The organism is Sulfitobacter sp. F26204, from assembly GCF_026410305.1.
In the GTDB taxonomy this organism is placed as follows: Bacteria; Pseudomonadota; Alphaproteobacteria; order Rhodobacterales; family Rhodobacteraceae; genus Sulfitobacter.
In genome coordinates this window covers 737,416-761,610 of the sequence record NZ_JAPMLQ010000001.1, presented here as the reverse complement: position 1 = coordinate 761,610, position 24,195 = coordinate 737,416, and the positions used below count along the sequence as shown (strand labels likewise).

The window sequence follows — 24,195 nt, the reverse complement described above, 5'->3', positions numbered from 1 at the left end:
CGGCGTAAGATCACTCTTCGTTATATCTGTACCCGATACCGTAAAGTGTCTCAATCGCAGAGAATTCATCATCGGCCGTGCGCATCTTCTTGCGCAGGCGCTTGATGTGGCTGTCGATGGTGCGATCGTCGACATACACCTGATCATCATAGGCGACATCCATCAACTGATCTCGCGACTTTACAAAACCGGGACGTTGCGCCAGCGCCTGCAACAAGAGGAATTCGGTGACTGTCAGGGATACATCCTTGCCCTTCCAGGACACTGCATGGCGCAGCGGATCCATCTTCAGATCACCGCGATCCATGACCTTGGTTTCCTCGGTATCGCCAACCTCACCCGTTTCCACGGCATCCTGCCGACGTAACAACGCGCGGATCCGTTCGACCAACAGTCTCTGACTAAAGGGTTTTTTGACATAGTCATCGGCCCCCATACGCAGGCCAAGCACTTCGTCAATCTCATCGTCCTTTGACGTCAGAAAAATGACCGGCATTGCGGTCTTCTGACGCAAACGCTGCAACAGGTCCATCCCGTCCATGCGCGGCATCTTGATGTCCAGCACTGCCATATCGGGGAGTTTCTTGTTGAACGCATCCAATGCGGCCTGACCGTCATTATACGTTTCCACCTCGAAACCTTCGGCTTCAAGAGTCATCGACACAGACGTCAGGATATTCCTGTCGTCGTCCACCAATGCAATTTTTGACATTGCCTGCTTCCTTGTACTGCTCAATTTTCGTTTTTTATGTTTTGCATCATTGATCACCATTTTTCTGCGCCGAATCAATCGCAAACTGCGAATCACTCTGTATCGTGGCCACATTTCCGCCATAATTTGGTTAGGAATGGCTAAATTGCCGCACTTTCCCGTCCAACTGGATGTTTACACTTGGTTCTATTCGCCCCCCCTTTGGCCAAAGTTTGCCATGATGGCGCTAACTAAGGCCAGGCTATCTGTTCATTGCGCAAAACCTCGTGTTAAGAGGCCCATTATGACCCAAAGGATGACCCGAAGGGTCGCGACCAGTTGGTCAATTACGTCAGCTCTGCGCCAACATACCGTGCGCCTACGGGAGAAAATACATGACATTTGGACGGGTAAACCCGCAGTTCCGCCTCGAAGATCAACAGATCAGCGGGCTGGGCAATGTCTATTATAACCTGATAGAACCCGCGTTGGTCGAAACCGCGTTAAAGCGGAACGAGGGGACATTGGGCAATGGCGGCGCATTCCTTGTCACCACGGGCAAGTTCACGGGCCGCTCGCCCAAAGACAAACATGTCGTGATGACTGACAGCGTCAAGGATACGATCTGGTGGGAAAACAACGCGGAGATGTCGCCCGAAGGGTTTGACGCGCTCTATGAAGACATGACCGCTCATATGAAGGGCAAGGACTATTTCGTTCAGGACCTGGTTGGCGGTGCCGATAAACGCCATGCCATCAATGTACGGATGGTAACGGAGCTGGCATGGCACGGGTTATTCATCCGGACAATGCTGCGCCGCCCTGAACGCGCGGATCTGGATGATTTCATCGCCGATTTCACAGTGATCAATTGCCCAACCTTCCTGGCAGACCCGAAAAAACACGATTGCCGGTCCGAAACTGTGATCGCAATGAACTTTGACCGCAAGTTGATCCTGATTGGCGGCACGGAATATGCCGGGGAAAACAAAAAGTCCGTCTTTAGCCTTCTCAATTACCTACTGCCGGAAAAGGGCATCATGCCGATGCACTGTTCAGCCAACCACGCCACCGGCAACCCGGTGGATACAGCGGTTTTCTTTGGACTGTCCGGAACCGGTAAAACCACGCTTTCCGCAGATCCGAAACGCATCTTGATCGGTGATGATGAGCACGGCTGGTCCGACAATGGCACTTTCAACTTCGAAGGCGGGTGCTATGCCAAGACGATAAACCTGAGCCGGGAAGCCGAGCCGGAAATTTTCGACACGACTTCCAAATTCGGGACAGTAATCGAAAACATGGTTTTTGATCCGGACACCAAAGAGCTTGATTTCAACGACGATAGCCTGACAGCCAACATGCGTTGCGCCTATCCGTTGCATTATATCTCCAACGCTTCTGAAAAAGCGGTAGGTGGCCACCCCAAGAACATAATCATGTTGACCTGTGATGCCTTTGGCGTGCTGCCCCCCATCGCAAGATTGACGCCCGCTCAGGCAATGTATCACTTCCTGTCCGGCTTTACTTCCAAGGTGGCGGGTACAGAACGCGGTGTGACAGAACCCGAACCGACGTTTTCGACCTGCTTTGGCGCACCCTTCATGCCGCGCCGGCCCGAGGTCTATGGCAACCTGCTGCGTGAAAAGATTGCTCAGCACGGCGCAACCTGCTGGTTGGTAAACACCGGCTGGACCGGTGGAGCCTACGGAACGGGCAGTCGCATGCCAATCAAGGCGACACGTGCATTGTTGACCGCCGCGCTTGAGGGCGGGCTGGCCGATGTGACCTACCGCAAGGATGCGAATTTCGGATTTGAAGTGCCTGTCTCGGTGGGTGGTGTTGCCGACATCTTGCTGGATCCACGCCGCACCTGGGACAACCCCGAAGCCTATGACAGACAGGCGGCCAAACTAATCGCGATGTTCTCGGAAAACTTTGCACAATATCTTCCGTTCATTGACGATGATGTAAAATCGGCGGCTATTGGCTGAATAGCCAAACAATCGAATAAATTGGGGCCGCAATACGTAGCGGCCCTTTTTGATTTGGCGCAGGTTGGTCAGGCCGCTTGCGCGACAAGATCCTCTACCGGAATATCCAGAACGAATTTGGCATCTTCCTGACTGAGATAGGTCAGAAACGCTTCTAATGGTTGTTCACGTCCTGCGACATGCCAGGCCAAAGCACCCGGTTCATTGTGCATATAGCCCATCCGTTCCGCAAAGCCCTTGAAAGCGACCTGACGCAGCATGAAACCATAGATGTAGTCAGCATTCCAACGGCGCATGACCTCCAACAGGCCGGTGCGCGCCAAGACCGTAGACAGGCCGGAACCTCGATAGCGCCCTTCTTCCGGGGCCATCCAGACCTCACCGTGATAGACGACATTGCCCTTGATCCGGTGCGCCCCTGGCGTTGCACGATAGCGCGAGCGTTCAAAATCAACCCCTGGAATGGGCGGCGGGAAATCGCGAAACCTGGTCAGAAGATGTGTCGCCAGCGAATTGCCCTTCAGCGGTACTTTCTTGGCGGCCTGAGTGTGAATCAGATCACCTTCGGCATTTCGTCCGATCAGCCAGAACGACTGATTCTCTTTTAACTGGTATTTTTCATAGTCAAATGGGGCACCCAAATTCTGCACTTTTCGCTCAGATTTGATTATCGCGCTATAGTCCTCAAAGTTACTACCTATAGTGATTTCAATACCATAGGAGCGCAATATGTCGCGGCTCGTAGCGATAAACGGCGCGGCATCTCGTGGAAAATGAATCGTCATGGGCGGGTTCCTTTCACCAAACTTGATGAAAGGTTAATTCAATTATCCAAAAAATACCCGTTATTTGACATACTTTTGACAAAATTCGGAAAAATTTGCCTTACAATTCCTCTAGCAAACTTTCAAAAATTGCGTTTTCTGGTGAAAATTCATGGGGTTGCACAGAGTCCAAATCACCCAGGTCAATTCCTTCCATTCCGTCAATATTAACCAAATCCACGGGCAGAACGAGCGACATCACAGCCGGTGAGCGATCCGGAAAACAGCCGCTGAGCATCAATCGTTGATATGCAACTGGTGCAAGTTCTTCGCCACCCTTGCGCGGCATTCGGGTGAAAACATGATCCAATCGCGCCATTTGGGCCGTCTGAACCTCATTGAAGGCCTCGTCGATAAGATGCGAGAATTCCTCTCCCGCAGGCATTTTGCTGATCGGGCGGCCAATGCTCGACCGGGCATAATCCCGTCCGAACCATTTCACATAAACTGATTTTTCGCCGAATTCGACGCAGATCCAGCCAATGTCAGTGTGCCGGTAAATGATCAGATAGGGACGCACATGTGCAAAAGCGGGGCTTTCAATTTCGCCACCAGCCATCGCCCAAGCGCGAAATGTCTCACGCAGCAACAACGAAGGATCGGTCCATATCGCCCCAAGCGGCTGTTGTTGCTGATAAAAATCCCATTCCCCGACATTCGCCTGCAACCGCTGTAATTGACCGACTGATCGCGATTGCCCGCTCAACCAAAGTGAACCGCGCGCAAGGATGTCTTTGGCATCAGGTAGAACGCTCTCTCCCAATGACGTCAAATGATACCGACGATCCTCAATCAAAAAAAGCGGTGCCCCCATCGAGGCCTCAAGCTGCAGGATATGACGGCGCACGGTTTGTCGCGTGCTTCCCAAATCCTTTACAGCATGGCTCAAATTCAATGTGGAGGCGAGTGTTACGAAGGAACGGATCATCTCGAACAGAAGCGCCGGTGGCGCATCTGCTGGCAAGGCCGCGGTTCCGTTTTCAAATGCTGCAGATTGATTCATTGCATGCCTTGGTAAAGAAATCACCCATTAAAGCAACAACTATCATACATATCATAACTATTGATGTATTGAAAAAGGATGAATCTATGCAATTGAATGCAAATGGGATTCTGGGGAATACCGTTTTAGATTGTTCAACCAGAGGTTTCCCAATGTCTCATCCCGTCGATATCCACGTCGGTCGTAAGCTCAAACAGATTCGCACCCTGCGTCGCCTGTCGCAAACAGATGTCGCCCGAAAGCTTAATCTTTCGTTTCAGCAAATCCAAAAATACGAAATTGGATCAAACCGCGTCGCCGCAAGCCGGCTGTTCGAATTGGCACAGATCCTGGATGTGCCGCCCTCATTCTTCTTTGACGGTCTGCATGACAACCAGAATACGCCACCACAGAATGATCCTGGTATGGAAATTGTAACTGCACTTGCCGCCATCAAGGACGACGATATCAAATCCCGGATCGTCACGTTCATTGAAGACGTTTCCGGTATCACCGTCGCGCGACGCAGCTGAAGTCAGCTCACCGCGCGGCGAATCAGGTTTGCGCCTGCAATCAGCAGCACGATCAAGGTCGCCGCTTTGAATCTTTCCTGATCAATGCGGTCAACCACCCTGCCCCCGACCCACATGCCGGCGACCGCAGGCAGGATCAACAGTATCGAAAACGGCAGAGTTTCGGCGCGAACCACGCCCGAGGCGGCATGCGCAATGCACAAGACCACAGATCCCGCGCCATAGATTACGCCCTGTATGCGTAGACTGTCCTCCTTGGGCGTTCCGATTGCGGTCAGATACATCACCGTCGGCGGCCCCCAAACCCCTGAAAGCCCGCCAAAAAAACCTGCCATGGTGCCGATCGTCGCCTCAGCACCATTGCTGCGCCTCTTAAGCGTTAACCGAACGCCCGCCAATTGCAGCAGCGCATAGATAACCGCTGTAACCCCGATGATGGCGAGCAATGCCGTATCAGCAACCACACGGACCAACTGCGCGGCAAGGACCATGGCGATGCCGCCAGAAATCAGGAACGTGCGAAAGTTTTTGGCCGAATTCCATGCCGCCCCTGGCCCCTTGCGCAGCGATTGAATGGCATTCGTGACCAACAGGGGCACAATCACCCCGGCAAGTGCAATTTCTGCCGGCAAGAACAGAGTCAGCCCCGAAATCAGAACAAGCGGTAAGGCGAACCCCACCACGCCTTTGACGAATCCTGCCAAAAAAGCGATACCCAATACGATAATCAGCGTGAGAGGCCCCAAAAAGGGGAAGAGCGTATCCATAGCCCTACATAACACCTGAAAATTCAGCTGCACGCCCCATTCGCGCGCGCAATTATCGAACAAATTACCGCAGCGAAACGTATCTTTGTTGTGCTGCGCCTGCGAAGGCGTTATTTGCACTGCAACAAAAAGGAACACATATTATGGCACATGATGGTCAGGATCTGACAATGACGCAGCGGCCGGTTTTGCTGGATGATCTGCTTGCTTTAACTGCAGCGGCCGTGCCGCCGGTCGAAGCACTTCTGAAAAAGGCAAAGACCAGCGTGCGCGCCCTGGTCAGCAATCAGGGCCGCATCTCGGCAGAGTTGATAGAGACACATCAAACTGCGGCACATGGTATCGCCTGGCTCGCTACTTATGTGCAGTCCTTGCGCCAGATGCACAAATGGGCCGTCAACCTGTCCGACCAAGGCCTATTTGGCGAAACCGAACAGTTGATCCTCCAGATCGGCTTTGGAGAATATCTCTGGCAGATCTATGGCGGAATCCAGATGAACCAGGGCGAAATCCTGCGCCTCCAAGATATGGGGTTAAGCCAGGAGGACATGCGGGCATTGATGGAACCTGCAATCCAGACGCTGACCCAAGATGGTAATACCCAAGCCGCGCGTAGCAGGTTGGTCACCCTGATGCAGGAGCATTCCGCCAACATCACGGTGGGTGCAACCGGTCTTGATGAAGAACTTGAAATGATCCGCGCACAATTCCGTCGTTATGCCGTGGAAAAGGTAGAACCCTTTGCCCACGAATGGCACCTCAAAGACGAATTGATTCCGATGGAGATCATCGAGGAATTGGCTGAAATGGGTGTATTTGGCCTGACCATCCCCGAAGAATTTGGCGGTTTCGGTCTGGCCAAGGCATCAATGTGTGTCGTTTCCGAAGAATTGTCCCGCGGCTATATCGGCGTCGGTTCACTCGGCACGCGCTCTGAAATCGCCGCAGAATTGATCATTGCTGGTGGCACACAGGAACAGAAAGAAAAATGGTTGCCCCGTATCGCCAGCGCCGAAACCCTGCCGACCGCGGTATTCACCGAACCAAATACCGGTTCAGACCTTGGTTCCCTTCGCACCCGCGCTGTCAAAGAAGGGGATGACTACAGGATCACAGGCAACAAGACATGGATCACCCATGCGGCCCGCACCCATGTCATGACCCTGTTGGCCCGCACAGATCCCGAGACCGACAATTACAAAGGCCTGTCGATGTTTCTCGCGGAAAAAATTCCTGGCACGGACGATGATCCCTTTCCCACTGACGGCATGACCGGTGGCGAAATCGAAGTGCTTGGCTATCGTGGAATGAAGGAATACGAACTCGCCTTCGACGGCTTCCACGTCAAAGGCGAAAACCTGTTGGGTGGCGAAGAGGGCAAGGGTTTCAAGCAATTGATGGAGACCTTTGAGTCCGCCCGAATCCAAACCGCCGCCCGCGCAATTGGCGTGGCCCAATCGGCGCTGGATATTTCCATACAATACGCCCAGGAGCGCAAACAATTTGGCAAGGCCTTGATCAACTTTCCGCGGGTCTCTTCGAAACTGGCGATGATGGCGGTCGAATTGATGATGGCCCGCCAGCTTACCTATTTCTCTGCTTTCGAAAAGGACGAGGGGCGCCGGTGTGATGTCGAGGCTGGCATGGCCAAGCTTTTGGGTGCCCGTGTTGCCTGGGCTGCTGCGGACAACGGTTTGCAGATCCATGGGGGCAACGGTTTCGCGCTGGAATACAAGATCAGCCGCGTGCTCTGCGATGCGCGGATCCTCAATATCTTTGAAGGTGCGGCAGAGATTCAGGCACAGGTGATTGCGCGCCGCTTGCTCGACTAAAAGGCCGCCAACCGTCGCTTGGTCAGGTCCCCTGGCGCATAGCAGCCATGCGATTGCAATATCTGGAGAGGCATCCCTTGCCTCTCCTCCGCCAAGAGCGGTATCAGCCCTCATGTCCCGTCCCCGTCTTTCCCCTGACACCTGGTTGCATGCCGGACTTGACGCCCTGGCGGTCTCCGGTCCAGGTGCGTTGGGTGCGGAACCGTTGGCACGGGCGCTTGGCACCACCAAGGGATCATTCTATTGGCATTTCAAGGACGTCAGCACGTTTCAGGATGCATTGCTCAAAACCTGGCAAACCCGCGCCCTTGAGCAGGTGATGCAAGTCGTGGGTCAAACCGGTGAGGTCGAGCATCGCCTACGTGCCCTCGGCAAGGCAATCCTGTCGGATCCGGTCGAACCAAAATTGCGCATCTGGGCCCAAAGTGATCTACGTGCCGCAAAAACCCTCGCGGACATCGATGCAGAACGGCTGCGTCTTTTGGGCCGGATGCTAACGACCCTTGGTCTTGGCAATCCCGATTTCGCACGCGTCTTGCAGGCAACATTGATCGGATTGCCGTTGCTTGACGCGCAGAGCGGCAGTACCGCTTTCGAAACGCTGGTCGATACAATCCTGGCGCTGGAATAACATATGCCCTCACATTTCCTCTTGGCTTTGATCCTGATGCTGACCGTGTTCCAACCTGATGAAACCCTGCGCCGATATGGCGGGGCAGATCATGAATGGCATCTGGTCACCCTGGATGGCCGGCGCCTTGATGCCACCACAACCCTCATGTTCCCTGAACGCAATCAGATCACTGGCCAGGCCCCCTGCAATCGATATACCGCAACAAATACAACCCCCTATCCCTGGATCGACATCGGCCCGATTGCAGCAACCCGCATGGCCTGCCCCGATCTGGCTGACGAAACAGCCTATTTTGCCGCGCTGGAGGCAGTCAATGTCGTCGTCATCGAAGATAACCTCATGACCATGTCGGACGAAGAAGGCCCGCGCCTGGTGTTCAAATCCCGCGACTGAACGCCTCAACAAAGCGTGCTCGCGCTTCCGGCAACGGCTTGTCACCCAGATTTTGCGCCAGATGGGTTTCAAGGAAATAGCCCGTGGTCTTGAGTCCCAGCAGGATTTCGGCATCCGTGGCCTCGCCCAATCCACGCAGAACATCCGGCAAGGGCAACAGGCGCGCCACCCAGTCTCCGGCCCCCCTGGCCGACACCGCCCGCCCAGACCTGGGCGAAACATAAGCCAGCCCTTCGCTGTCCCCCGTCACCGCGCAGTTGCTCAGATCAAGGCCATGACCCATCTCTTCCAACAGCATCATTTCCCACTGCAAATAGGCCAAAGGCCAGATATCGCCCTGCCCCAGCAGATCCAGCAGGGCCTCGGTGCGGGCATAGAGTGCCCGGTGCGGCGCGCGTTCTGGCAAGCAGAACCGCAACAATGCCGTGACCGTGTTCAACCCGGCCAACGCCAGCCGGTCCCCCATCGCAATCGCCGCCCGGCTGCGCACCGGTTCGACCATGAAACTACCTATATGGTCCTCAAGCCGCGCCCGCCAGGCAAGGTCAAGCTGCGCGCCGGGTTGTAAAATGGGGGCGATCTTGCGGCTGGTGCCTCCACGCACAATGCCCATATGACGGCCTTGGTCGGGTGTGAAAACCTCGATGATCACCGAGGCCTCTGCATGCTTGCGTGAACTCAGCAATATGCCCTGGTCACGCCACTCCATCACACCAGCCCATCCTGATCCAGAAGATGCCGGCCCTGACGGTCCTCTACTTCAATCACCCAAAGATCAGGATCAAACCCGCGTTGGCGCGAAATGGTTTCATCAACCTCATGCTCCGGACCAGAGCACAGCTCGACCCAGCGCCGTGCACCACTCATCAGGTCAAAGGATCGTTGAAACAGTGCCGCCTTACCGTCGAGCGTCGCCAGTTTTACCAATACCGCCCCGCCCGTGTCATCCCCGTGGGTCACGACAAAGGCCGGAATGTCAAAGACTCTCAAACGTGCCAGATAGGCATCAACCCAGAACCGCGTTGTCAATCGTGCCACTGCGCCTCCTTCATCTTGCCTTTAAACTCACTCCTGTCCTTGCGTCCAATCCGACAGCAGCCTTCTGGATCAGGTGTTCCCGTCTTTGAAATCCAGGCCCATCTCGGTATATCGCTCCGCATCTTCCAGCCAGTTCGCCCGCACCTTGACCTGCAGGAAAAGGTGAATCCGCCGCTCCAGAAAGGCTTCAAGTTCTTCTCGCGCAGCTTTGCTCACTGCTTTGATTGTCTCGCCCTTGTTGCCCAGAACGATGCCCTTGTGGCCGTCGCGCACGACATAGATCAACTGGTCGATCCGCGCGGAGCCATCGGGACGTTCTTCCCAGTTTTCGGTCTCGACCGTCAATTGGTAGGGCAGTTCCTGATGCAGTCTCAGGGTCAGCTTCTCGCGCGTCATCTCGGCCGCGATCATCCGCAGGGGCAGGTCCGCGATCTGATCCTCAGGGTACAACCACGGACCCTCGGGCACTTCGTCTGCCAACCATTGTCGCAGGGCATCCACCCCGTGCCCACGTTCCGCAGAAATCATGAAGGTTTCAGCGAAATCAAATCTGTCGTTCAGTTTTTGGGACAACCCAAGCAACACGGGGGCTTCAACGCGGTCGATCTTGTTGATGGCGAGGGCAATCTTGCGTCCCTGCCCCACCTCGGCCAGTCCTTCAAGAATCCGCTCGACCCCTTCGCTCAAGCCGCGATGGGCCTCAATCAGCAGAACCACCACGTCCGCATCCGATGCGCCGCTCCAGGCGGCGGCGACCATGGCACGGTCCAGACGGCGACGCGGCTGAAACAAACCGGGCGTGTCGACAAAAACCAGTTGTGCTGCACCTTCCATCGCGACCCCGCGAATGCGCGCGCGTGTGGTTTGCACCTTATGCGTGACGATCGATACCTTTGCGCCCACCATCCGGTTCAACAGGGTGGATTTTCCTGCATTCGGTTCTCCGATCAGGGCAATAAATCCGGCGCGGGTATTCATGTTTCTGTCTCCAATTGCGCCAAAAGCACGGTTGCGGCGGCCTGTTCTGCTGCGCGTTTTGACGGGGCAGTGGCCGTTGCAACGGCACCGTTTTCAAGGCGCGCGGCAATCGTGAATACCGGCGCATGGTCCGGTCCCTTGCGGGCTACCTGAACATATTGCGGGGGCTGCAGTTTGCGCGCCTGCGCCCATTCCTGCAGCGCAGTCTTGGCATCACGTGCATCGTCCTTGACGGACTCGATACGGTTGCCCCAGAGCCGAAGGACAAGAGCGCGCGCGGCTTCGAACCCGCCATCCTGATAGACCGCCGCAATCACCGCCTCGATCGCATCTCCCAAAAGAGCCTGCTTGCGCCGCCCCCCAGAGATCATCTCGGAACGGCCAAGCTTGAGCACCTGACCCAAATCAATCTCTCGGGCGACATCAGCGCAGGTTTCCTTGCGCACCAGGGCATTGAAACGCGGAGCCAATTGTCCTTCGGATGCCTGTGTGTCGCTGCTCAACAGGGCTTCGGCCATCACCAACCCCAGAACCCGGTCGCCGAGGAATTCAAGACGTTGATTGTCATCGCGGTTTGGCGACGACATTGACGCATGCGTGACGGCACGAACCAACAGTGCGGGATCGGAAAAAACATGCCCGATACGCCCCTCAAAGGCCCGAAGATCCCCGCTCAGCTTCATTCAACCCCTTTGAAAAAGCGGTCTGCTCGCCATGTCCAAAAATATAGCATCGACCGCCCTGCTGAACTGAACATGATCCGGTCCGCTCGTCCAATCAAGTTCTCAAAGGGTACAAAACCGACGCCACCGACCTGCTGTGCCAAACGGCTGTCTGCCGAATTGTCACGGTTGTCCCCCATGAAAAAGTAGTGCCCTTCCGGTACCGTATAGATGCCGGTGTTGTCGGACTGCTGATTGCCGATGTTGAGAATAGGATGGGCAACACCGTTAGGCAAAGTTTCGATCTGTCTGGATTTTTCGCAAGTTCCGCCTTCACCCACCGGGCCATTCTCACAGCGCGGACGCAGCCCCTGCGGGCCCTGGGCGGTCATGACTTCCTCGAATGTTCCGGCATCCTCTACCTTGACCGCTTCGCCATTCAGATACAGTAGGCCTTGTTTGACCTGAACCGTATCCCCCGGCAAACCGATCAGCCGTTTGATATAGTCGCGCCCTGACACCGGATGGCGGAATACGACGACATCGCCGCGTTCCGGCTCACTGCCCCATAGGCGCGTGTTATCCGCGTCAAAGGACCCGCAAATGTCGCGTGCGTCAACTTCGATACCAAATCTGGGCAACATCAAGGATGGGCAGGAGGCGTAGGAATAGCCATAGGCCATCTTGTTCACGAACAGAAAGTCACCGATCAACAATGTCTCTTTCATCGATCCTGAGGGAATCCAGAACGGTTGAAAGAACAACGTCCGGAAAACACCTGCAATCACCAAGGCATAGACGATCGTCTTGATCGTTTCGACAAAGGCATTGCCGGATTTTTCCTTGTCGGCCATGCGGATTCCTTTTCGAGTCGATTGGGCTTTTGACGATTTAGGGTTACATGCGGGGGCGCGGCGGTACTGTCAAGGTGAGGGTGGAAAAGTCGCGGACAACTTGGAAACTATTCGCCGTCCGACAGGGCGCGCGCCTCGATCACGACAAAGGCCTGTGCCCATGGGTGATCATCGGTCAGTGTCACATGGATAATTGCTTCGTGTCCGGCAGGTGTCATTGCCGCCAAACGCTCCGCAGCCCAGCCGGTCACCTGCATCACGGGCTGGCCGCTGCGCAGATTGCTGACCGCCATATCACGCCATGAAATGCCCATACGCAACCCAGTGCCCAGCGCCTTGGAACATGCTTCTTTTGCTGCCCAACGTTTGGCATAGGTCCCCGCGACGTCGCGGCGGCGTTCCGCCTTGCCTTGTTCTACTTGGGTGAAAACGCGATTGCGAAACCGGTCTCCGAACCTGTCAAGCGTGCCTTGGATCCGGTCGATATTGGCCAGGTCAGTGCCGATGCCAAGGATCATCGAATCACGCCGCCACGCCCTGCCGCGCGGTATCCATCAATCCACGCATTTTCTTGATGGCCGGTTCAAGACCCAGGAAAATCGCTTCGCCGATCAGAAAATGTCCGATGTTCAACTCGCGCACCTCAGGAAAGGCCGCGACAGGCGACACCGTGTCATAGGTCAGTCCGTGACCGGCATGCACCTCAAGTCCCAGCCCGTGGGCATAGGTCGACATCTCTTCGAGACTCTTCAATTCCTGCTGCGCCGCTTTCCAGTTGCCTTCGGCAAAGGCATCGCAATAGGCACCGGTATGCAGTTCGATAACCTCGGCACCGATACGATTGGCCGCTTCGATCTGGCGTTTGTCCGCGGCGATGAAGATGCTCACGCGGCTCCCCGCTTCGCGCAGTGGTGCGATGAAATGGGCCAGTCTGTTTTCTTCGCGCGCAACCTCAAGCCCGCCTTCGGTTGTACGCTCCTCACGCTTTTCCGGTACAATACAGACGGCATGCGGTTTGTGGCGCAGGGCAATTTTCTGCATTTCGTCGGTTGCTGCCATCTCAAAATTCAACGGCACCGTTAGTACTTCCATCAAACCTTCGATATCCGCGTCAGAGATATGGCGGCGATCCTCGCGAAGGTGCGCCGTAATGCCATCCGCCCCTGCTGCCTGTGCAATTTTTGCAGCCCGCAGCGGATCTGGATAAGCGCCGCCGCGTGCGTTGCGGACAGTTGCGACATGGTCAATGTTCACGCCAAGGCGCAGCTTTTCATCGGTTGCCATCTCGTCTCTCCTATTTCGCTTCATCAACCCGACGCTTGGCATCCGCCTTTGCCGCGGCTTTTTGCTTGAGGGCTTCAAACTTGGCCTTGATCAAACCGCGTCTGCGTTTTTGATAGGCGTGCAGCAGCGGAACCGCCAGATAATAGGCAATGGTCGCGCAAATGATGCCGGGAATGATTCCTCCGATAAGATAGGGATAGAAAACCTCTCGTGAGAAAATGGCAAGACCTGACCAGTCCATTTCATCCGGGGTAAAGATCGAGACAAAGTTGTGCCAGAGATCACCGCCAGCATTTGCGAATTTGCGGCTGAGGGCACGCAATTCCCCTTCCTGCAACTCTGTCCCAAGGATCAGGTGCCCCGTTTTCAATGAGGATAACGCAATGAAAACAAAGGTCAGCGGGTTACCCACAAAAGTCGCCATCAGCGACGCCACGATATTGCCCTTCATGATCTTGGCTAGGATGACCGCCGCGACGAAATGGAAGCCGAACAGGGGTGTGAAGGTGATGAAAACCCCCGCCCAAACCCCACGGGCAATACGCTCGGGACTATCGGGTAACCGGCGCATCCGGTGTTTGACATAGTGGAACGCACGCGCCCAACCGCCACGCGGCCAAAGAAACTCGGCCATCGCACGCAGGGTGGGTTTTGGATCGCGGCGTTTGAATATCAACTCGGCTGTCCTCCGTTAACGGTGTCCGGCTTAAAGGTATTACGCGTCATCTCATGGGCGACTACGCGTCATTTTTGCGGTACCTCGAAATGGCCGCTACGTCACTTTCTGCTTCAAGCGTCAGCATCAGCGAATGCAGATGTGCGGCGTCTCTCAGGTCCAGATAGATCAAAAGCCGATAGAAATCAGGTTTCCGCTCAATAAATTCTAAATCCGAGATATTGGCCGATGCTTCGCCGATCAAGGTGCAAATCCGTCCCAGCGCCCCGGCCCCGTTACTCAGCGTCATATCCAGCACAGTGCCATAGACGGCGGGGTGGTTGCCCTCGTGCCAACGCAGATCGATCCAGCGATCCGGCTGGTCTTCATATTCAACCAGTTTTTCGCAATCAATCGAATGCATTGTCACGCCTTCGCCCTTGAATGTGATCCCGACGATCCGTTCTCCCGGCAACGGCGTACAACAGGGTGCGCGATTAATATCCTGCCCTGCTTCAAGGCCGATCACTGCGCGTTTCGCGTCGATCTCGGCCCCCTGCTTCGGTGCAAGGTCGGCATAGACCGACTGCACCACCTCGCGTGCCGTGATTTCGGAACTGCCAAGCCGCGCCAGCAAATCATCGACCCCGTCAAACCGCATGCTTTTGGCAGCGGTACGCAAGACCTTTTCAGTTGCACGTTTTCCGACCTGGGAAAACGCCGACCGCGCCAGTTCGGTGCCGAGTTTTACAAAACGTCCGCGGTCTTCTTCGCGCAGAGAGCGCCGGATTGCCGACTTGGCCTTGCCAGTGGTCGCAATGTCCAGCCAAGTCGCCTGGGGCGTCTGTCCCTGTGCCCGTATGATCTCGATCGACTGGCCGTTCTTGACTCGTGTCCAGAGCGGCACGCGCATGCCATCAATCTTGGCACCGACACAGGCGTTCCCGATACGGGTGTGGATCGCATAGGCAAAATCAATCGGCGTTGCCCCGCGTGGCAATTTGACGACGTCACCTTTTGGCGTGAAGCAAAAGACCTGATCGGCATACATTTCGAGTTTGACTGCTTCGAGAAAGTCTTCGTGGTTTTCTTCTGAATTGAACTGCTCGCTCAACTGCGAAATCCATTTGACAGGGTCGACCGCAAAAGGGTTTTTCGACCGCTTGCCGTCCCGATAGGACCAATGCGCCGCGACGCCGGTTTCGGCAACATCATGCATTTGCTGCGTGCGGATCTGCACTTCGACCCGCTTGCCGTCCCGCCCTGATACCGTGGTATGCAGGGAACGATAGCCGTTTGATTTTGGCTGGCTGATGTAGTCCTTGAACCGTCCGGGTACCGCACGCCAGCGGCCGTGAATGATGCCCAGCGTTGTGTAACAATCCGCTTCGCTATTGGTCAGGACGCGAAAGCCATAAATATCGGACAGACGCGAAAAGCTAAGTTCCTTTTCCTGCATCTTGCGCCAGATCGAATAGGGTTTTTTGGCACGGCCATAAACTTCTGCTTCGATCCCCGCCTTGTCCAGTTCCACGCGCATATCACCGGTAATCCGCTGGATAACATCTCCGGATTCGCGTTGTAATGTGATGAAGCGCCGGATGATACTGGCACGCCCTTCCGGGTTCAGCACGCGAAACGCCAGATCTTCCAATTCCTCGCGCATCCACTGCATCCCCATGCGACCGGCAAGCGGCGCATAGATGTCCATGGTTTCGCGGGCCTTTTGCGCCTGTTTATCCGGGCGCATCGCCTTGATCGTGCGCATGTTGTGCAAACGGTCAGCGAGCTTTACCAGAATGACGCGCAGGTCCTTGGACATCGCCATGAACAACTTGCGGAAATTCTCGGCCTGTTTGGTTGCGGTCGAATTCAGTTGCAGATTCGTCAGCTTGGTCACGCCGTCGACCAGTTCGGCAACTTCTTGGCTGAACAACTCCTTTACATCTTTGTATGAGGCATCGGTGTCTTCGACCGTGTCATGCAGCAGGGCAGTGATCAGCGTGGCATCATCCAGGCGTTGCTCTGTCAGGATCGCGGCGACGGCAACAGGATGGGTAAAATAAGCCTCGCCGGAATGGCGAAACTGCCCTTTGTGCATTTCTGCACCATAGGCGTAGGCCTTGCGCAGCAAGCCTTCGTTGGTTTTCGGGTTATAAGCCCGGACAAGGGCGATCAGATCGTCGGCAGTGATCTCGGCGTTGTCCATCGAACTGCCAGCCCCCTGAGGCAGGGCAGAGGATTTAACCCTGCCCTTGTGCCGCCATCAATTGACGCAGCAGCATTTCTTCGGACATGCTGTCTTCTTCCGGCTTGTCCTGTTCTGCCCCCATCAACAACGCCATGGCGTCCTCTTCGGGTTCATCAACTTCGATCTGGTTCTGGTTCGACTCGATCAAACGTTCGCGCAGATCATCAGCGGATTGTGTTTCTTCTGCGATCTCGCGCAGCGACACAACCGGGTTTTTGTCATTGTCGCGGTCAACCGTCACGGCAGAACCGGCAGAGATTTCACGTGCGCGATGCGCTGCCAGCATCACAAGTTCAAAGCGATTCGGGACTTTGTCTACGCAATCTTCTACGGTAACGCGGGCCATGGAAGCCTCCAATATCTCAAAATGCAGTCTGAAGAAGCGTACCTAGGCGGCTTTGGCCAGATTTACAAGCCGTAATTCGATGCCCTAATTCAACGTCTTTTCCGACAGCGGACACACTGCCTTAAGATCGGTCGGATCAAGCCTGTCCCGCATCTGCGCAACGCTTAATCCCAGCGCGGGATGCACCCATTCCGGTGCCACGTCCGCCAGCGGCACCAGCACAAATGCGCGTTCTTGCAGGCGGGGGTGCGGCAGGATCAACTGATCAGGGGTATCGGTTTTTTGCCTCTCCACCGGCAGATCACGCCATCGTGCATGGGTTTGCGGGTCGGGCAGCACCTGATCGTCATAGGCAATCAAGTCGAGGTCAAGTGTCCTCTGGCCCCATCGTTGCGCTCTTTTCCGTCCCAACTCTGCTTCGATTTGATGACAGGTTTCCAGCGTCTGGGCCGGGCTCCAGGGTGCCGCAATCCTGACCGCCGCATTTATGTAGTCAGGTCCGTTCCCCGCAGGGTAGGCAGGTGTGCTATAAAATGGACTAGTGGCGCGAATCGTTGCGCCATGTATTTTCAGCAATTCCAGCGCCGCCCGGAGGGTAATTTCAGGCGCACCTACATTTGACGTCAGGTTAGCCCCAAGAGCCAAAAGCAAACAGGAACCAGATTTGAGCGATGAACCGCACATTTCCCCGTGAACTTTGGGTTGCAGCATGGTGAAAAAGCCTTACATGAAGCCCGGTTAGTTGCGGGCGCTGATTTGACACCCCGCGCCATCAGGCATTTGGCGCAACTCTACATTGCATTCTGGACATTGTGCCAGTAATTCGTTCAGAGCTAAGCGGCTGTGACGCCGGAAGGGCATTAGATGTTTTACAAAGACGAGCGGCTTGCGCTCTTTATTGATGGCTCCAATCTCTATGCCGCGGCCAAGACACTTGGCTTTGACATCGACTACAAATTGCTGCGCCATGAATTCATGCGCCGCGGCAAATTGTTGCGGGCGTTTTATTATACCGCCCTGTTGGAAAACGACGAATATTCGCCGATCCGCCCCTTGGTGGACTGGCTGAATTACAACGGCTTTACCATGGTGACGAAACCCGCCAAGGAATACACCGACAGCATGGGCCGCCGTAAGGTCAAGGGCAACATGGACATCGAACTGGCAGTTGATGCGATGGAACTGGCCCCGCATGTGGATCACATAGTGATCTTTTCTGGCGATGGAGATTTCCGCCCCTTGGTCGAAAGTCTGCAACGTCAGGGCGTCAGGGTTTCCTGTGTCTCCACGATTCGCAGCCAACCCCCGATGATCTCTGATGATCTGCGCCGTCAGGTCGACAACTTTATCGAGCTGGAAGACCTCAAGGACGTGATCGGCCGCCCGCCACGCGAGACGGACCAGCAGCTCGACGATTGATCCGGCCCGCGCAAATGTTTAGGTCTGCCTGTAGCCAAGGAGCTGCATCATGACCAAGCCCCCACTAACCTTGTTTCTGGCCGCCCCGCGTGGTTTCTGCGCCGGTGTGGATCGTGCCATCAAGATTGTCGAGATGGCTTTGGAAAAGTGGGGGGCACCGGTCTATGTGCGCCACGAGATCGTGCATAATAAATTCGTTGTTGACGGGTTGCGTGACAAGGGTGCGGTGTTTGTCGAAGAACTCGACGAATGCCCCGACGACCGCCCGGTGATCTTTTCCGCTCATGGGGTGCCCAAATCCGTACCCTCTGCGGCCATGGCGCGTCAGATGGTCTATGTCGATGCCACCTGCCCTCTGGTCAGCAAGGTTCATATCGAAGCGCAGCGTCATGCCGATGCAGGCCTGCAAATGATCATGATCGGTCATGCCGGCCACCCCGAAACCATCGGCACCATGGGGCAATTGCCCGAAGGTGACGTTCTTTTGGTGGAAACGCCCGAAGATGTGTCCGGACTCGCCGTACAGGACCCGGCGAAACTGGCCTATGTCACGCAAACCACCCTCAGCGTAGATGACACCGCAGAAATTGTAACGGCCTTGCAGGCGCGCTTCCCCAAGATTGTCGGACCACACAAGGAAGACATCTGTTATGCCACCACCAACCGGCAAGAGGCGGTCAAGGCGATGGCCCCGAAATGCGACGCGATGCTTGTGGTCGGTGCCCCCAATTCATCGAACTCCAAACGTCTTGTCGAGGTCGGTGCACGTGCCGGGTGCAACTATGCGCAACTTGTGCAACGCGCAGCGGACATCGATTGGCGCAGTCTTGAAGGCATTCGCAGCATCGGAATCACGGCCGGCGCTTCCGCGCCTGAAATACTGATCAATGAGGTGATCGATGCCTTTACTGCGCGTTACGAAGTGACAAAGGAGCAAGTTGAAACCGCGCAAGAGAATGTCGAATTCAAGGTACCTCGAGTGCTGCGGGAGACTGCATGACGCCCGCACGCTTGCTCACGGAAAGGCCAGACGGATGAGTTCGATTTCAATTCTGCCCGCTGTTTCAATCAAAACACCTGCCTTTGGCACGGATTCGCCCTCGCTGGGCCCCGTATCGGACCGTCAACCGCACGCAGTCGAACAGACATGGAGGGCGCTGTGTTTCTGAACCGCATCCCCGCCTCCGCTCTCCTTTTGGGCCTTGCCGGACTTGTCCCCTTTCTGTGGGCGGCTCTTCTGGTCCTCGATCTGTTCGCCGTGCCCGATTGGCCCCTGCCCACGGTTCTGGGCGGTGATGGCAGGCTGATCATGATCCGCTATGGCGGGATTATCCTTCCCTTCATGTCCGGGGTTCTTTGGGGTTTTGCCACCAATGGCACAGGGAGGCAGGCTGCCGCGGCCTATGCCTTGTCGGTATTGCCCGCCCTGTGGTGGTTCCTGATGCCGGGAGAGGGTGTGACCAGCGCGCTTATCAATTTGATGACCGGGTTTATCGGGTTGCTGATCCTCGATTACGCATTCTACAGATGGGATCTGGCACCACAATGGTGGATGTCGTTGCGGATTCAGCTGACTGTTATCGTCCTTGCCTGCCTGTGCATCGGAGTTTTCCTTTGAGTGACCCAGAAACAATCGCGGTCTATGATGCGCAGGCCGATGATTACGAACGTATGATGCGCGTCGAGGCGGAGGAACAGACCATCTGGCAGGCCTTCGTGGCCGCCTTTCCGGAGGGTGGCGCGGTGCTTGATCTGGGCTGCGGACCGGGCAATTACGCACGCCTCTTTGCACAAGCGGGTCTGAAAGTCACGGCTTTGGATGCCTCGGCGGAAATGGCGCGCCGGGCGGCTCAGATAAAAGGTGTCACCGCACGGCACGGAGTTTTTGACCATGTAGCCGAAGTCGATGCCTATGACGGCATCTGGGCCAGCTTCAGCCTGCTGCATGCGCCCCGCGCGGACCTGCCCCGACATCTGTCGGCCCTGCGCAGAGCGCTCAAACCGGGGGGACGCTTCTTTATCGGGATGAAAACCGGCACGGGTGGCGGGCGCGATGATCTGGGGCGCTTCTACGAATATTATTCCAACGAAGAGCTGGAAGCGCTGTTGCGCACTGCCGGTTTCGCGCCGCAGCGGAACTGGACCGGCTACGGCAAGGGACTTGCAGGTCAATATTCAGGCTGGGTGGTGATTGACGCTCATGGCTAAGCTTTATGCATACACCGACGGTGCCTGTTCGGGCAATCCCGGCCCCGGCGGCTGGGGCGCGCTGATGCAGGCGCGTGATGGCGACAAGATCATCAAGGAACGCGAGTTGAAAGGCGGCGAGTCAAACACAACCAACAACCGCATGGAACTGCTCGCCGCGATACACGCGCTTGAAGCGCTGGAGCGTGAGACCGAGATCACGATTGTGACCGACAGCAATTATGTCAAGAACGGCATCACCGGCTGGATATTCGGCTGGAAAAAGAACGGCTGGAAAAACGCGGCCAAAAAGCCGGTGAAAAATGCGGAGCTCTGGCAACGACTGGACAACGCGAACGCCCGCCACCGGGTCACCTGGAAATGGGTCAAGGGCCACGCAGGCCATCCGGAAAATGAACGTGCCGACGCACTCGCCCGTGCGGGCATGGCCCCTTTCAAACCATGACCCTGGTTTCCCTGCTGGATTATGCATCGGTTCTGATCTTCGCGATCACCGGTGCGCTGGTTGCCAGCCGGGCGCAGCTTGACCTGGTCGGCTTTGCCTTTATCGCCTGTCTCACAGCCTTGGGCGGCGGCACGATTCGCGATCTGCTGCTCGACCGCAACCCGATCTTCTGGATTGCGAACCCAACCTACCTGGCCGTTGCGGTCAGCGCAGCTTTTGTCATCTTCTTCACCGCCCATCTGCTCGAAAGCCGCCTGCGCGCGCTGATCTGGCTGGACAGTTTCGCACTTCCCGTGGCAGTGGCGGCAGGCGTCGGTGTGGCCCTCGGTCTCGGACATTCCGCAGTGATCGTAATGCTGATGGGCATGATCACAGGCTGCATGGGCGGGCTGATGCGGGATGTTGTGGTCGGTGAGGTGCCCCTGGTCCTGAAACAAAGCGAACTTTATGTAACCGCTGCATTTGCCGGTGCCGCAACGGCCTGCATTGCCAAGATGTATCTGCTTGAAACGCCGGTGGCGCTGCTGGCCTGTGCTCTGGTCACCTGGGTGCTGCGCGCCGGTTCACTCATGTTTGGATGGCACCTGCCCGTGTACAAAAGCAGCCCCCCAAAAAACTAGACCCCGCCCACTGACTTCATCTTGCCTTTAAACTCATTCCGTCAGCGCCGCCAGTGAAACGGCACGATGATCAACGCCCCGATGGAAGATACAATCGCATTGACACCGGGAGAGGCAAAGCCGAAGCCGAACATGATGCGGATGAAATAAAACAGGAATGCGCCGCCCACACAGATGATGATGGATTGCAGATAGCCATTATGTGTCCAGCCGGTCTTTTCCGAGGCATAGCCAATGATGCCTGCAATGACGACCGTACCAAATAGGACCAAAAACATCGCGTCAATCTCCGTTCAGCAGTGTGCCTGCTGCAATCTGTGCACCGCTCTGAAACACCTCAGTATCCTGCGCTGCCTTTCCCGCACGTTGCAAGCGGGTCAGTTGGACCGCTCCGCTTCCGCAGGCAATGCGCAACCCGCTGTCCAGCACCTGGCCTGGTTCCCCGCATCCTGCGCTATACCGCGCGCCAAGCGCCTTGACACGTGTGCCATCCAGTTCGAACCAGGCCCCCGGAAAGGGTGCCAGCCCGCGGATCAGACGATCGATCTCGACAGCCGGACGGGTCCAGTCGATCCTTGCCTCCGCCTTGTCGATCTTGCTGGCATAGGTCACACCCTCAGTCGCCTGCGGATGCGCTTCAAGTTCTCCCAGACCGGAAAGTGCTGTGACAATCGCTGCCGCCCCCATTTCGCTCAGCCGGCCATGCAATTGCCCTGTGGTTTCTTCCGCGCCGATCGCGGTCTCGACCCGCATCAGGACAGGCCCGGTATCCAAACCCGCCTCCATCTGCATGATGCAGACACCGGTTTGTTCATCGCCCGCCATGATCGCCCGATGGATCGGTGCGGCCCCCCGCCATCGAGGCAAGAGGCTGGCATGGATATTGAGACACCCCATTTCAGGCGCATCCAGAATCGATTGCGGCAGGATCAACCCATAGGCGACCACAACCGCAACCTCCGATTCAAGGTTCTTGAAATCCTGCAGGGCTTCGGCGGTTTTCAACGAAACCGGATGGCGCACGGCAAGGCCCAGCGCCTCTGCGCGGACATGGACCGGTGTGGGGCGGGGCTTTTTGCCACGGCCCGCAGGGCGCGGTGGTTGGCAATAGACGGCGGCAATCTCGTGCCCGGCCGCGACCAAGGCATCCAGAGCGGGAACCGAGAAGTCCGGCGTGCCCATAAAAACGATACGCATTTGGTCACCTCAATAGGAAAGCCGCTGTTTCCTACCCTTTCAATTTCCGCGCCTTGCGCAGCAACATGTCACGTTTGGTCTTGCTGAGATGGTCAAAGTACATCTTGCCATCAAGATGGTCGATCTGATGCTGAACGCTGGTCGCTTCCAGCCCGACAAATTCGCCGCGCTGGATCACTCCGTCCTGGTTCAGGTAACGCACTGAAACCGCGCGTGGTCGCGTGATCCTGGCCGAAACACCCGGCAAACAGGGGCTGGCCTCTTCATGTTCGTTCGCCCTGGCCGATGCTTCGATCACCATGGGGTTGGCCATGCGGATACGTTTATTGCGGTCGGACGAGGCATCGACCACCGCCAGCCGCAACATCACCCCGATCTGCGGCGCGCCAAGACCCACACCAGGCATGGCATCCATGGTATCGATCATATCATCCCAAATCGCCCGCACTTCATCGTTGATTTCTGTCACTTCCTGGGCTTTGGTCCGCAGCCGCTTATCCGGCCACTGGAGAATTTTACGCTGTGTCATCGTCCATAATACTCCGCAATCAGGGCGGTACGATCCTCTGCCGCCAGATGGTCAAAGGTCACCACCCCGTCCAGATGATCCAGCTCATGTTGAACGCAAGTCGCAGCAAAACCGTCAAAACTCTGGACATAACGAGCACCGTTCAATCCGGTCCAGACCATCCGTACCTGAGCAGGACGGCTGATCCGCGCCTGGACGCCGGGAATGCTGAGACAGCCTTCATCGTTGTCCACCCTGTCTTCGCTGACCTCTTGCAGCATCGGGTTAATACAGACCAGTGGATCGGATTTACCCTCTTTCCAGCCTGTATCCATGACAAACATGCGCTGCATTACCCCGACTTGCGGTGCCGCCAGTCCGCGGCCCGGTGCCGCATACATTGTTTCGAGCATATCCGCCGCCAGGGTTTTGATGTCGGGCGTAATTTCGGCAATAGGCGCGCAGGTCTCGGCCAGCCGCGGATCAGGCCACAAAACAATCTTCAAAACAGTCATCCGCGCGCCAGCTCGCGTTTCAGCTTGACCATTTTGCGCGTCATCATTTGGCGCTTGAGCGGCTTTAGATAGTCGATAAACAATTTGCCGTCCAAATGGTCGATTTCATGCTGAACACAGGTGGCCCACAATCCGTCAAAGGTTTCGGCCTGTGGGTTGCCGTTTCGATCCATCCATTCGACATCAACGACTTTGGGTCGCGTCACATCGGCATAGAGATCCGGCAGGGACAGACAGCCTTCTTCATAGGTATTCAACTCTTCCGAAGATGCCTTGATGACCGGATTGAACATCACCAGAGGGCGCGGTTTTTCGCCTTCCTCCTTAACACAATCCAGCACGATAAGGCGATCCAGCACGCCAACCTGGGGTGCAGCCAACCCGATGCCGGGGGCCTCGTACATCGTACGCATCATATCATCGGCCAACAGCCGTAATTCGTCGCTCAGATCGGCAACAGGCATGGCCAATTTCTTGAGCCGCGGGTCGGGGTGCAAAAGGATCGTACGTTTCATGCTGGTGATGTAGGCCAAGCCCTCCGACACTGCAAGCAAGGGGTTGCAGC

Annotated in this window: 31 protein-coding genes; 11 read left to right on the top strand and 20 right to left on the bottom strand. The window is 56.1% G+C overall.

Annotated elements, in window-relative coordinates; translation table 11 throughout:
* Window positions 1-10: 10 nt before the first annotated feature.
* Window positions 11-712: a response regulator transcription factor gene (locus tag OS190_RS03735; protein WP_267157310.1), complete on the bottom strand. Its 702-nt coding sequence runs from the start codon at window positions 710-712 to the stop codon at window positions 11-13.
* Window positions 713-1,086: 374 nt separating this feature from the next.
* Here OS190_RS03735 and OS190_RS03730 point away from each other — a divergent pair, with 374 nt between their 5' ends.
* Window positions 1,087-2,685, top strand: a complete 1,599-nt coding sequence (locus OS190_RS03730) for a phosphoenolpyruvate carboxykinase (RefSeq protein ID WP_267157309.1) — start codon at window positions 1,087-1,089, stop codon at window positions 2,683-2,685.
* Between the two features lie 68 nt (window positions 2,686-2,753).
* On the opposite strand, the gene OS190_RS03725 is transcribed toward OS190_RS03730, so the two are convergent.
* Both OS190_RS03725 and OS190_RS03720 read right to left on the bottom strand, forming a co-directional pair.
* Entirely contained in the window at window positions 2,754-3,470 is a 717-nt protein-coding gene (locus tag OS190_RS03725; RefSeq protein WP_267157308.1) for a hypothetical protein, read from the bottom strand.
* Window positions 3,471-3,570: 100 nt separating this feature from the next.
* On the bottom strand, window positions 3,571-4,512 hold the full coding sequence (locus tag OS190_RS03720; protein ID WP_267157307.1) for a LysR family transcriptional regulator: 942 nt from the start codon (window positions 4,510-4,512) through the stop codon (window positions 3,571-3,573).
* Window positions 4,513-4,664: 152 nt separating this feature from the next.
* Here OS190_RS03720 and OS190_RS03715 point away from each other — a divergent pair, with 152 nt between their 5' ends.
* On the top strand, window positions 4,665-5,024 hold the full coding sequence (locus OS190_RS03715; protein WP_267157306.1) for a helix-turn-helix domain-containing protein: 360 nt from the start codon (window positions 4,665-4,667) through the stop codon (window positions 5,022-5,024).
* 2 nt (window positions 5,025-5,026) lie between these two features.
* On the opposite strand, the gene OS190_RS03710 is transcribed toward OS190_RS03715, so the two are convergent.
* The gene (locus OS190_RS03710) at window positions 5,027-5,791 is read right to left on the bottom strand and encodes a sulfite exporter TauE/SafE family protein (protein ID WP_267157305.1); all 765 of its coding nucleotides are present in this window, start codon (window positions 5,789-5,791) and stop codon (window positions 5,027-5,029) included.
* A gap of 143 nt (window positions 5,792-5,934) precedes the next feature.
* Here OS190_RS03710 and OS190_RS03705 point away from each other — a divergent pair, with 143 nt between their 5' ends.
* The 3 genes from OS190_RS03705 (at window position 5,935) to OS190_RS03695 (ending at window position 8,650) form a co-directional block, all read left to right on the top strand.
* Entirely contained in the window at window positions 5,935-7,623 is a 1,689-nt protein-coding gene (locus tag OS190_RS03705; RefSeq protein WP_267157304.1) for an acyl-CoA dehydrogenase family protein, read from the top strand.
* A gap of 112 nt (window positions 7,624-7,735) precedes the next feature.
* Window positions 7,736-8,254, top strand: a complete 519-nt coding sequence (locus tag OS190_RS03700; protein ID WP_267157303.1) for a TetR/AcrR family transcriptional regulator — start codon at window positions 7,736-7,738, stop codon at window positions 8,252-8,254.
* A gap of 3 nt (window positions 8,255-8,257) precedes the next feature.
* Window positions 8,258-8,650, top strand: a complete 393-nt coding sequence (locus OS190_RS03695) for an META domain-containing protein (RefSeq protein ID WP_267157302.1) — start codon at window positions 8,258-8,260, stop codon at window positions 8,648-8,650.
* Here OS190_RS03695 and recO read toward each other — a convergent pair.
* The 11 genes from recO to folK form a co-directional block, all read right to left on the bottom strand.
* The gene (gene recO / locus OS190_RS03690; protein WP_267157301.1) at window positions 8,634-9,359 is read right to left on the bottom strand and encodes a DNA repair protein RecO; all 726 of its coding nucleotides are present in this window, start codon (window positions 9,357-9,359) and stop codon (window positions 8,634-8,636) included. The genes OS190_RS03695 and recO overlap by 17 nt on opposite strands.
* Window positions 9,359-9,688 carry a DUF1491 family protein gene (locus tag OS190_RS03685; protein WP_267157300.1) on the bottom strand — a complete coding sequence of 110 codons (330 nt, stop codon included), beginning with the start codon at window positions 9,686-9,688 and terminating at the stop codon, window positions 9,359-9,361. Before OS190_RS03685 ends, recO begins: the two co-directional genes overlap by 1 nt.
* Before the next feature lie 69 nt (window positions 9,689-9,757).
* On the bottom strand, window positions 9,758-10,666 hold the full coding sequence (gene era / locus OS190_RS03680) for a GTPase Era (RefSeq protein ID WP_267157299.1): 909 nt from the start codon (window positions 10,664-10,666) through the stop codon (window positions 9,758-9,760).
* On the bottom strand, window positions 10,663-11,349 hold the full coding sequence (gene rnc / locus OS190_RS03675) for a ribonuclease III (protein WP_267157298.1): 687 nt from the start codon (window positions 11,347-11,349) through the stop codon (window positions 10,663-10,665). The genes era and rnc overlap by 4 nt, the downstream gene beginning before the upstream one ends.
* Complete coding sequence (gene lepB / locus OS190_RS03670) at window positions 11,346-12,182, bottom strand: signal peptidase I (RefSeq protein ID WP_267157297.1); 837 nt, start codon at window positions 12,180-12,182, stop codon at window positions 11,346-11,348. Before lepB ends, rnc begins: the two co-directional genes overlap by 4 nt.
* Window positions 12,183-12,289: 107 nt before the next feature.
* Window positions 12,290-12,700: a holo-ACP synthase gene (gene acpS, locus OS190_RS03665; RefSeq protein ID WP_267157296.1), complete on the bottom strand. Its 411-nt coding sequence runs from the start codon at window positions 12,698-12,700 to the stop codon at window positions 12,290-12,292.
* 4 nt (window positions 12,701-12,704) lie between these two features.
* Window positions 12,705-13,466 (bottom strand): pyridoxine 5'-phosphate synthase, encoded by a 762-nt coding sequence (locus tag OS190_RS03660; protein WP_267157295.1) that lies wholly within the window; start codon window positions 13,464-13,466, stop codon window positions 12,705-12,707.
* Window positions 13,467-13,476: 10 nt separating this feature from the next.
* Window positions 13,477-14,142 (bottom strand): DUF2062 domain-containing protein, encoded by a 666-nt coding sequence (locus OS190_RS03655; RefSeq protein WP_267157294.1) that lies wholly within the window; start codon window positions 14,140-14,142, stop codon window positions 13,477-13,479.
* A 61-nt stretch (window positions 14,143-14,203) separates the two neighbouring features.
* Window positions 14,204-16,330, bottom strand: a complete 2,127-nt coding sequence (locus tag OS190_RS03650) for a RelA/SpoT family protein (RefSeq protein ID WP_267157293.1) — start codon at window positions 16,328-16,330, stop codon at window positions 14,204-14,206.
* Between the two features lie 34 nt (window positions 16,331-16,364).
* Window positions 16,365-16,718: a DNA-directed RNA polymerase subunit omega gene (gene rpoZ / locus OS190_RS03645; protein WP_267157292.1), complete on the bottom strand. Its 354-nt coding sequence runs from the start codon at window positions 16,716-16,718 to the stop codon at window positions 16,365-16,367.
* A gap of 84 nt (window positions 16,719-16,802) precedes the next feature.
* Window positions 16,803-17,429, bottom strand: coding sequence for a 2-amino-4-hydroxy-6-hydroxymethyldihydropteridine diphosphokinase (gene folK, locus OS190_RS03640; RefSeq protein WP_267157291.1), 627 nt, complete (start codon window positions 17,427-17,429; stop codon window positions 16,803-16,805).
* A 153-nt stretch (window positions 17,430-17,582) separates the two neighbouring features.
* On the opposite strand from folK, the gene OS190_RS03635 reads away from it, so the two are divergent.
* From OS190_RS03635 to OS190_RS03610, 6 genes are all read left to right on the top strand, one after another.
* A complete protein-coding gene (locus OS190_RS03635; protein ID WP_267157290.1) occupies window positions 17,583-18,137 on the top strand; it encodes a LabA-like NYN domain-containing protein in 555 nt (184 codons plus the stop codon).
* A gap of 49 nt (window positions 18,138-18,186) precedes the next feature.
* Entirely contained in the window at window positions 18,187-19,137 is a 951-nt protein-coding gene (gene ispH, locus OS190_RS03630; protein ID WP_267157289.1) for a 4-hydroxy-3-methylbut-2-enyl diphosphate reductase, read from the top strand.
* Window positions 19,138-19,302: 165 nt separating this feature from the next.
* The gene (locus OS190_RS03625; RefSeq protein ID WP_267157346.1) at window positions 19,303-19,755 is read left to right on the top strand and encodes a DUF3429 domain-containing protein; all 453 of its coding nucleotides are present in this window, start codon (window positions 19,303-19,305) and stop codon (window positions 19,753-19,755) included.
* Entirely contained in the window at window positions 19,752-20,345 is a 594-nt protein-coding gene (locus OS190_RS03620; RefSeq protein WP_267157288.1) for a class I SAM-dependent DNA methyltransferase, read from the top strand. The genes OS190_RS03625 and OS190_RS03620 overlap by 4 nt, the downstream gene beginning before the upstream one ends.
* Window positions 20,338-20,790, top strand: coding sequence for a ribonuclease HI (rnhA, locus tag OS190_RS03615; RefSeq protein WP_267157287.1), 453 nt, complete (start codon window positions 20,338-20,340; stop codon window positions 20,788-20,790). Before OS190_RS03620 ends, rnhA begins: the two co-directional genes overlap by 8 nt.
* A complete protein-coding gene (locus OS190_RS03610) occupies window positions 20,787-21,410 on the top strand; it encodes a trimeric intracellular cation channel family protein (protein ID WP_267157286.1) in 624 nt (207 codons plus the stop codon). The genes rnhA and OS190_RS03610 overlap by 4 nt, the downstream gene beginning before the upstream one ends.
* Window positions 21,411-21,451: 41 nt before the next feature.
* Here the strand turns inward: OS190_RS03610 and OS190_RS03605 are convergent, their stop codons facing one another.
* From OS190_RS03605 to def (OS190_RS03585), 5 genes are read right to left on the bottom strand one after another with little or no spacing between them, the layout of a single operon-like run.
* Window positions 21,452-21,688 (bottom strand): hypothetical protein, encoded by a 237-nt coding sequence (locus tag OS190_RS03605; RefSeq protein ID WP_267157285.1) that lies wholly within the window; start codon window positions 21,686-21,688, stop codon window positions 21,452-21,454.
* 4 nt (window positions 21,689-21,692) lie between these two features.
* Window positions 21,693-22,607 carry a methionyl-tRNA formyltransferase gene (gene fmt, locus OS190_RS03600; RefSeq protein ID WP_267157284.1) on the bottom strand — a complete coding sequence of 305 codons (915 nt, stop codon included), beginning with the start codon at window positions 22,605-22,607 and terminating at the stop codon, window positions 21,693-21,695.
* A gap of 31 nt (window positions 22,608-22,638) precedes the next feature.
* Complete coding sequence (gene def / locus OS190_RS03595) at window positions 22,639-23,136, bottom strand: peptide deformylase (protein WP_267157283.1); 498 nt, start codon at window positions 23,134-23,136, stop codon at window positions 22,639-22,641.
* Entirely contained in the window at window positions 23,133-23,630 is a 498-nt protein-coding gene (gene def, locus OS190_RS03590; protein WP_267157282.1) for a peptide deformylase, read from the bottom strand. The genes def (OS190_RS03595) and def (OS190_RS03590) overlap by 4 nt, the downstream gene beginning before the upstream one ends.
* The gene (def, locus tag OS190_RS03585) at window positions 23,627-24,145 is read right to left on the bottom strand and encodes a peptide deformylase (protein WP_267157281.1); all 519 of its coding nucleotides are present in this window, start codon (window positions 24,143-24,145) and stop codon (window positions 23,627-23,629) included. Before def (OS190_RS03585) ends, def (OS190_RS03590) begins: the two co-directional genes overlap by 4 nt.
* Between the last annotated feature and the right edge of the window lie 50 nt (window positions 24,146-24,195).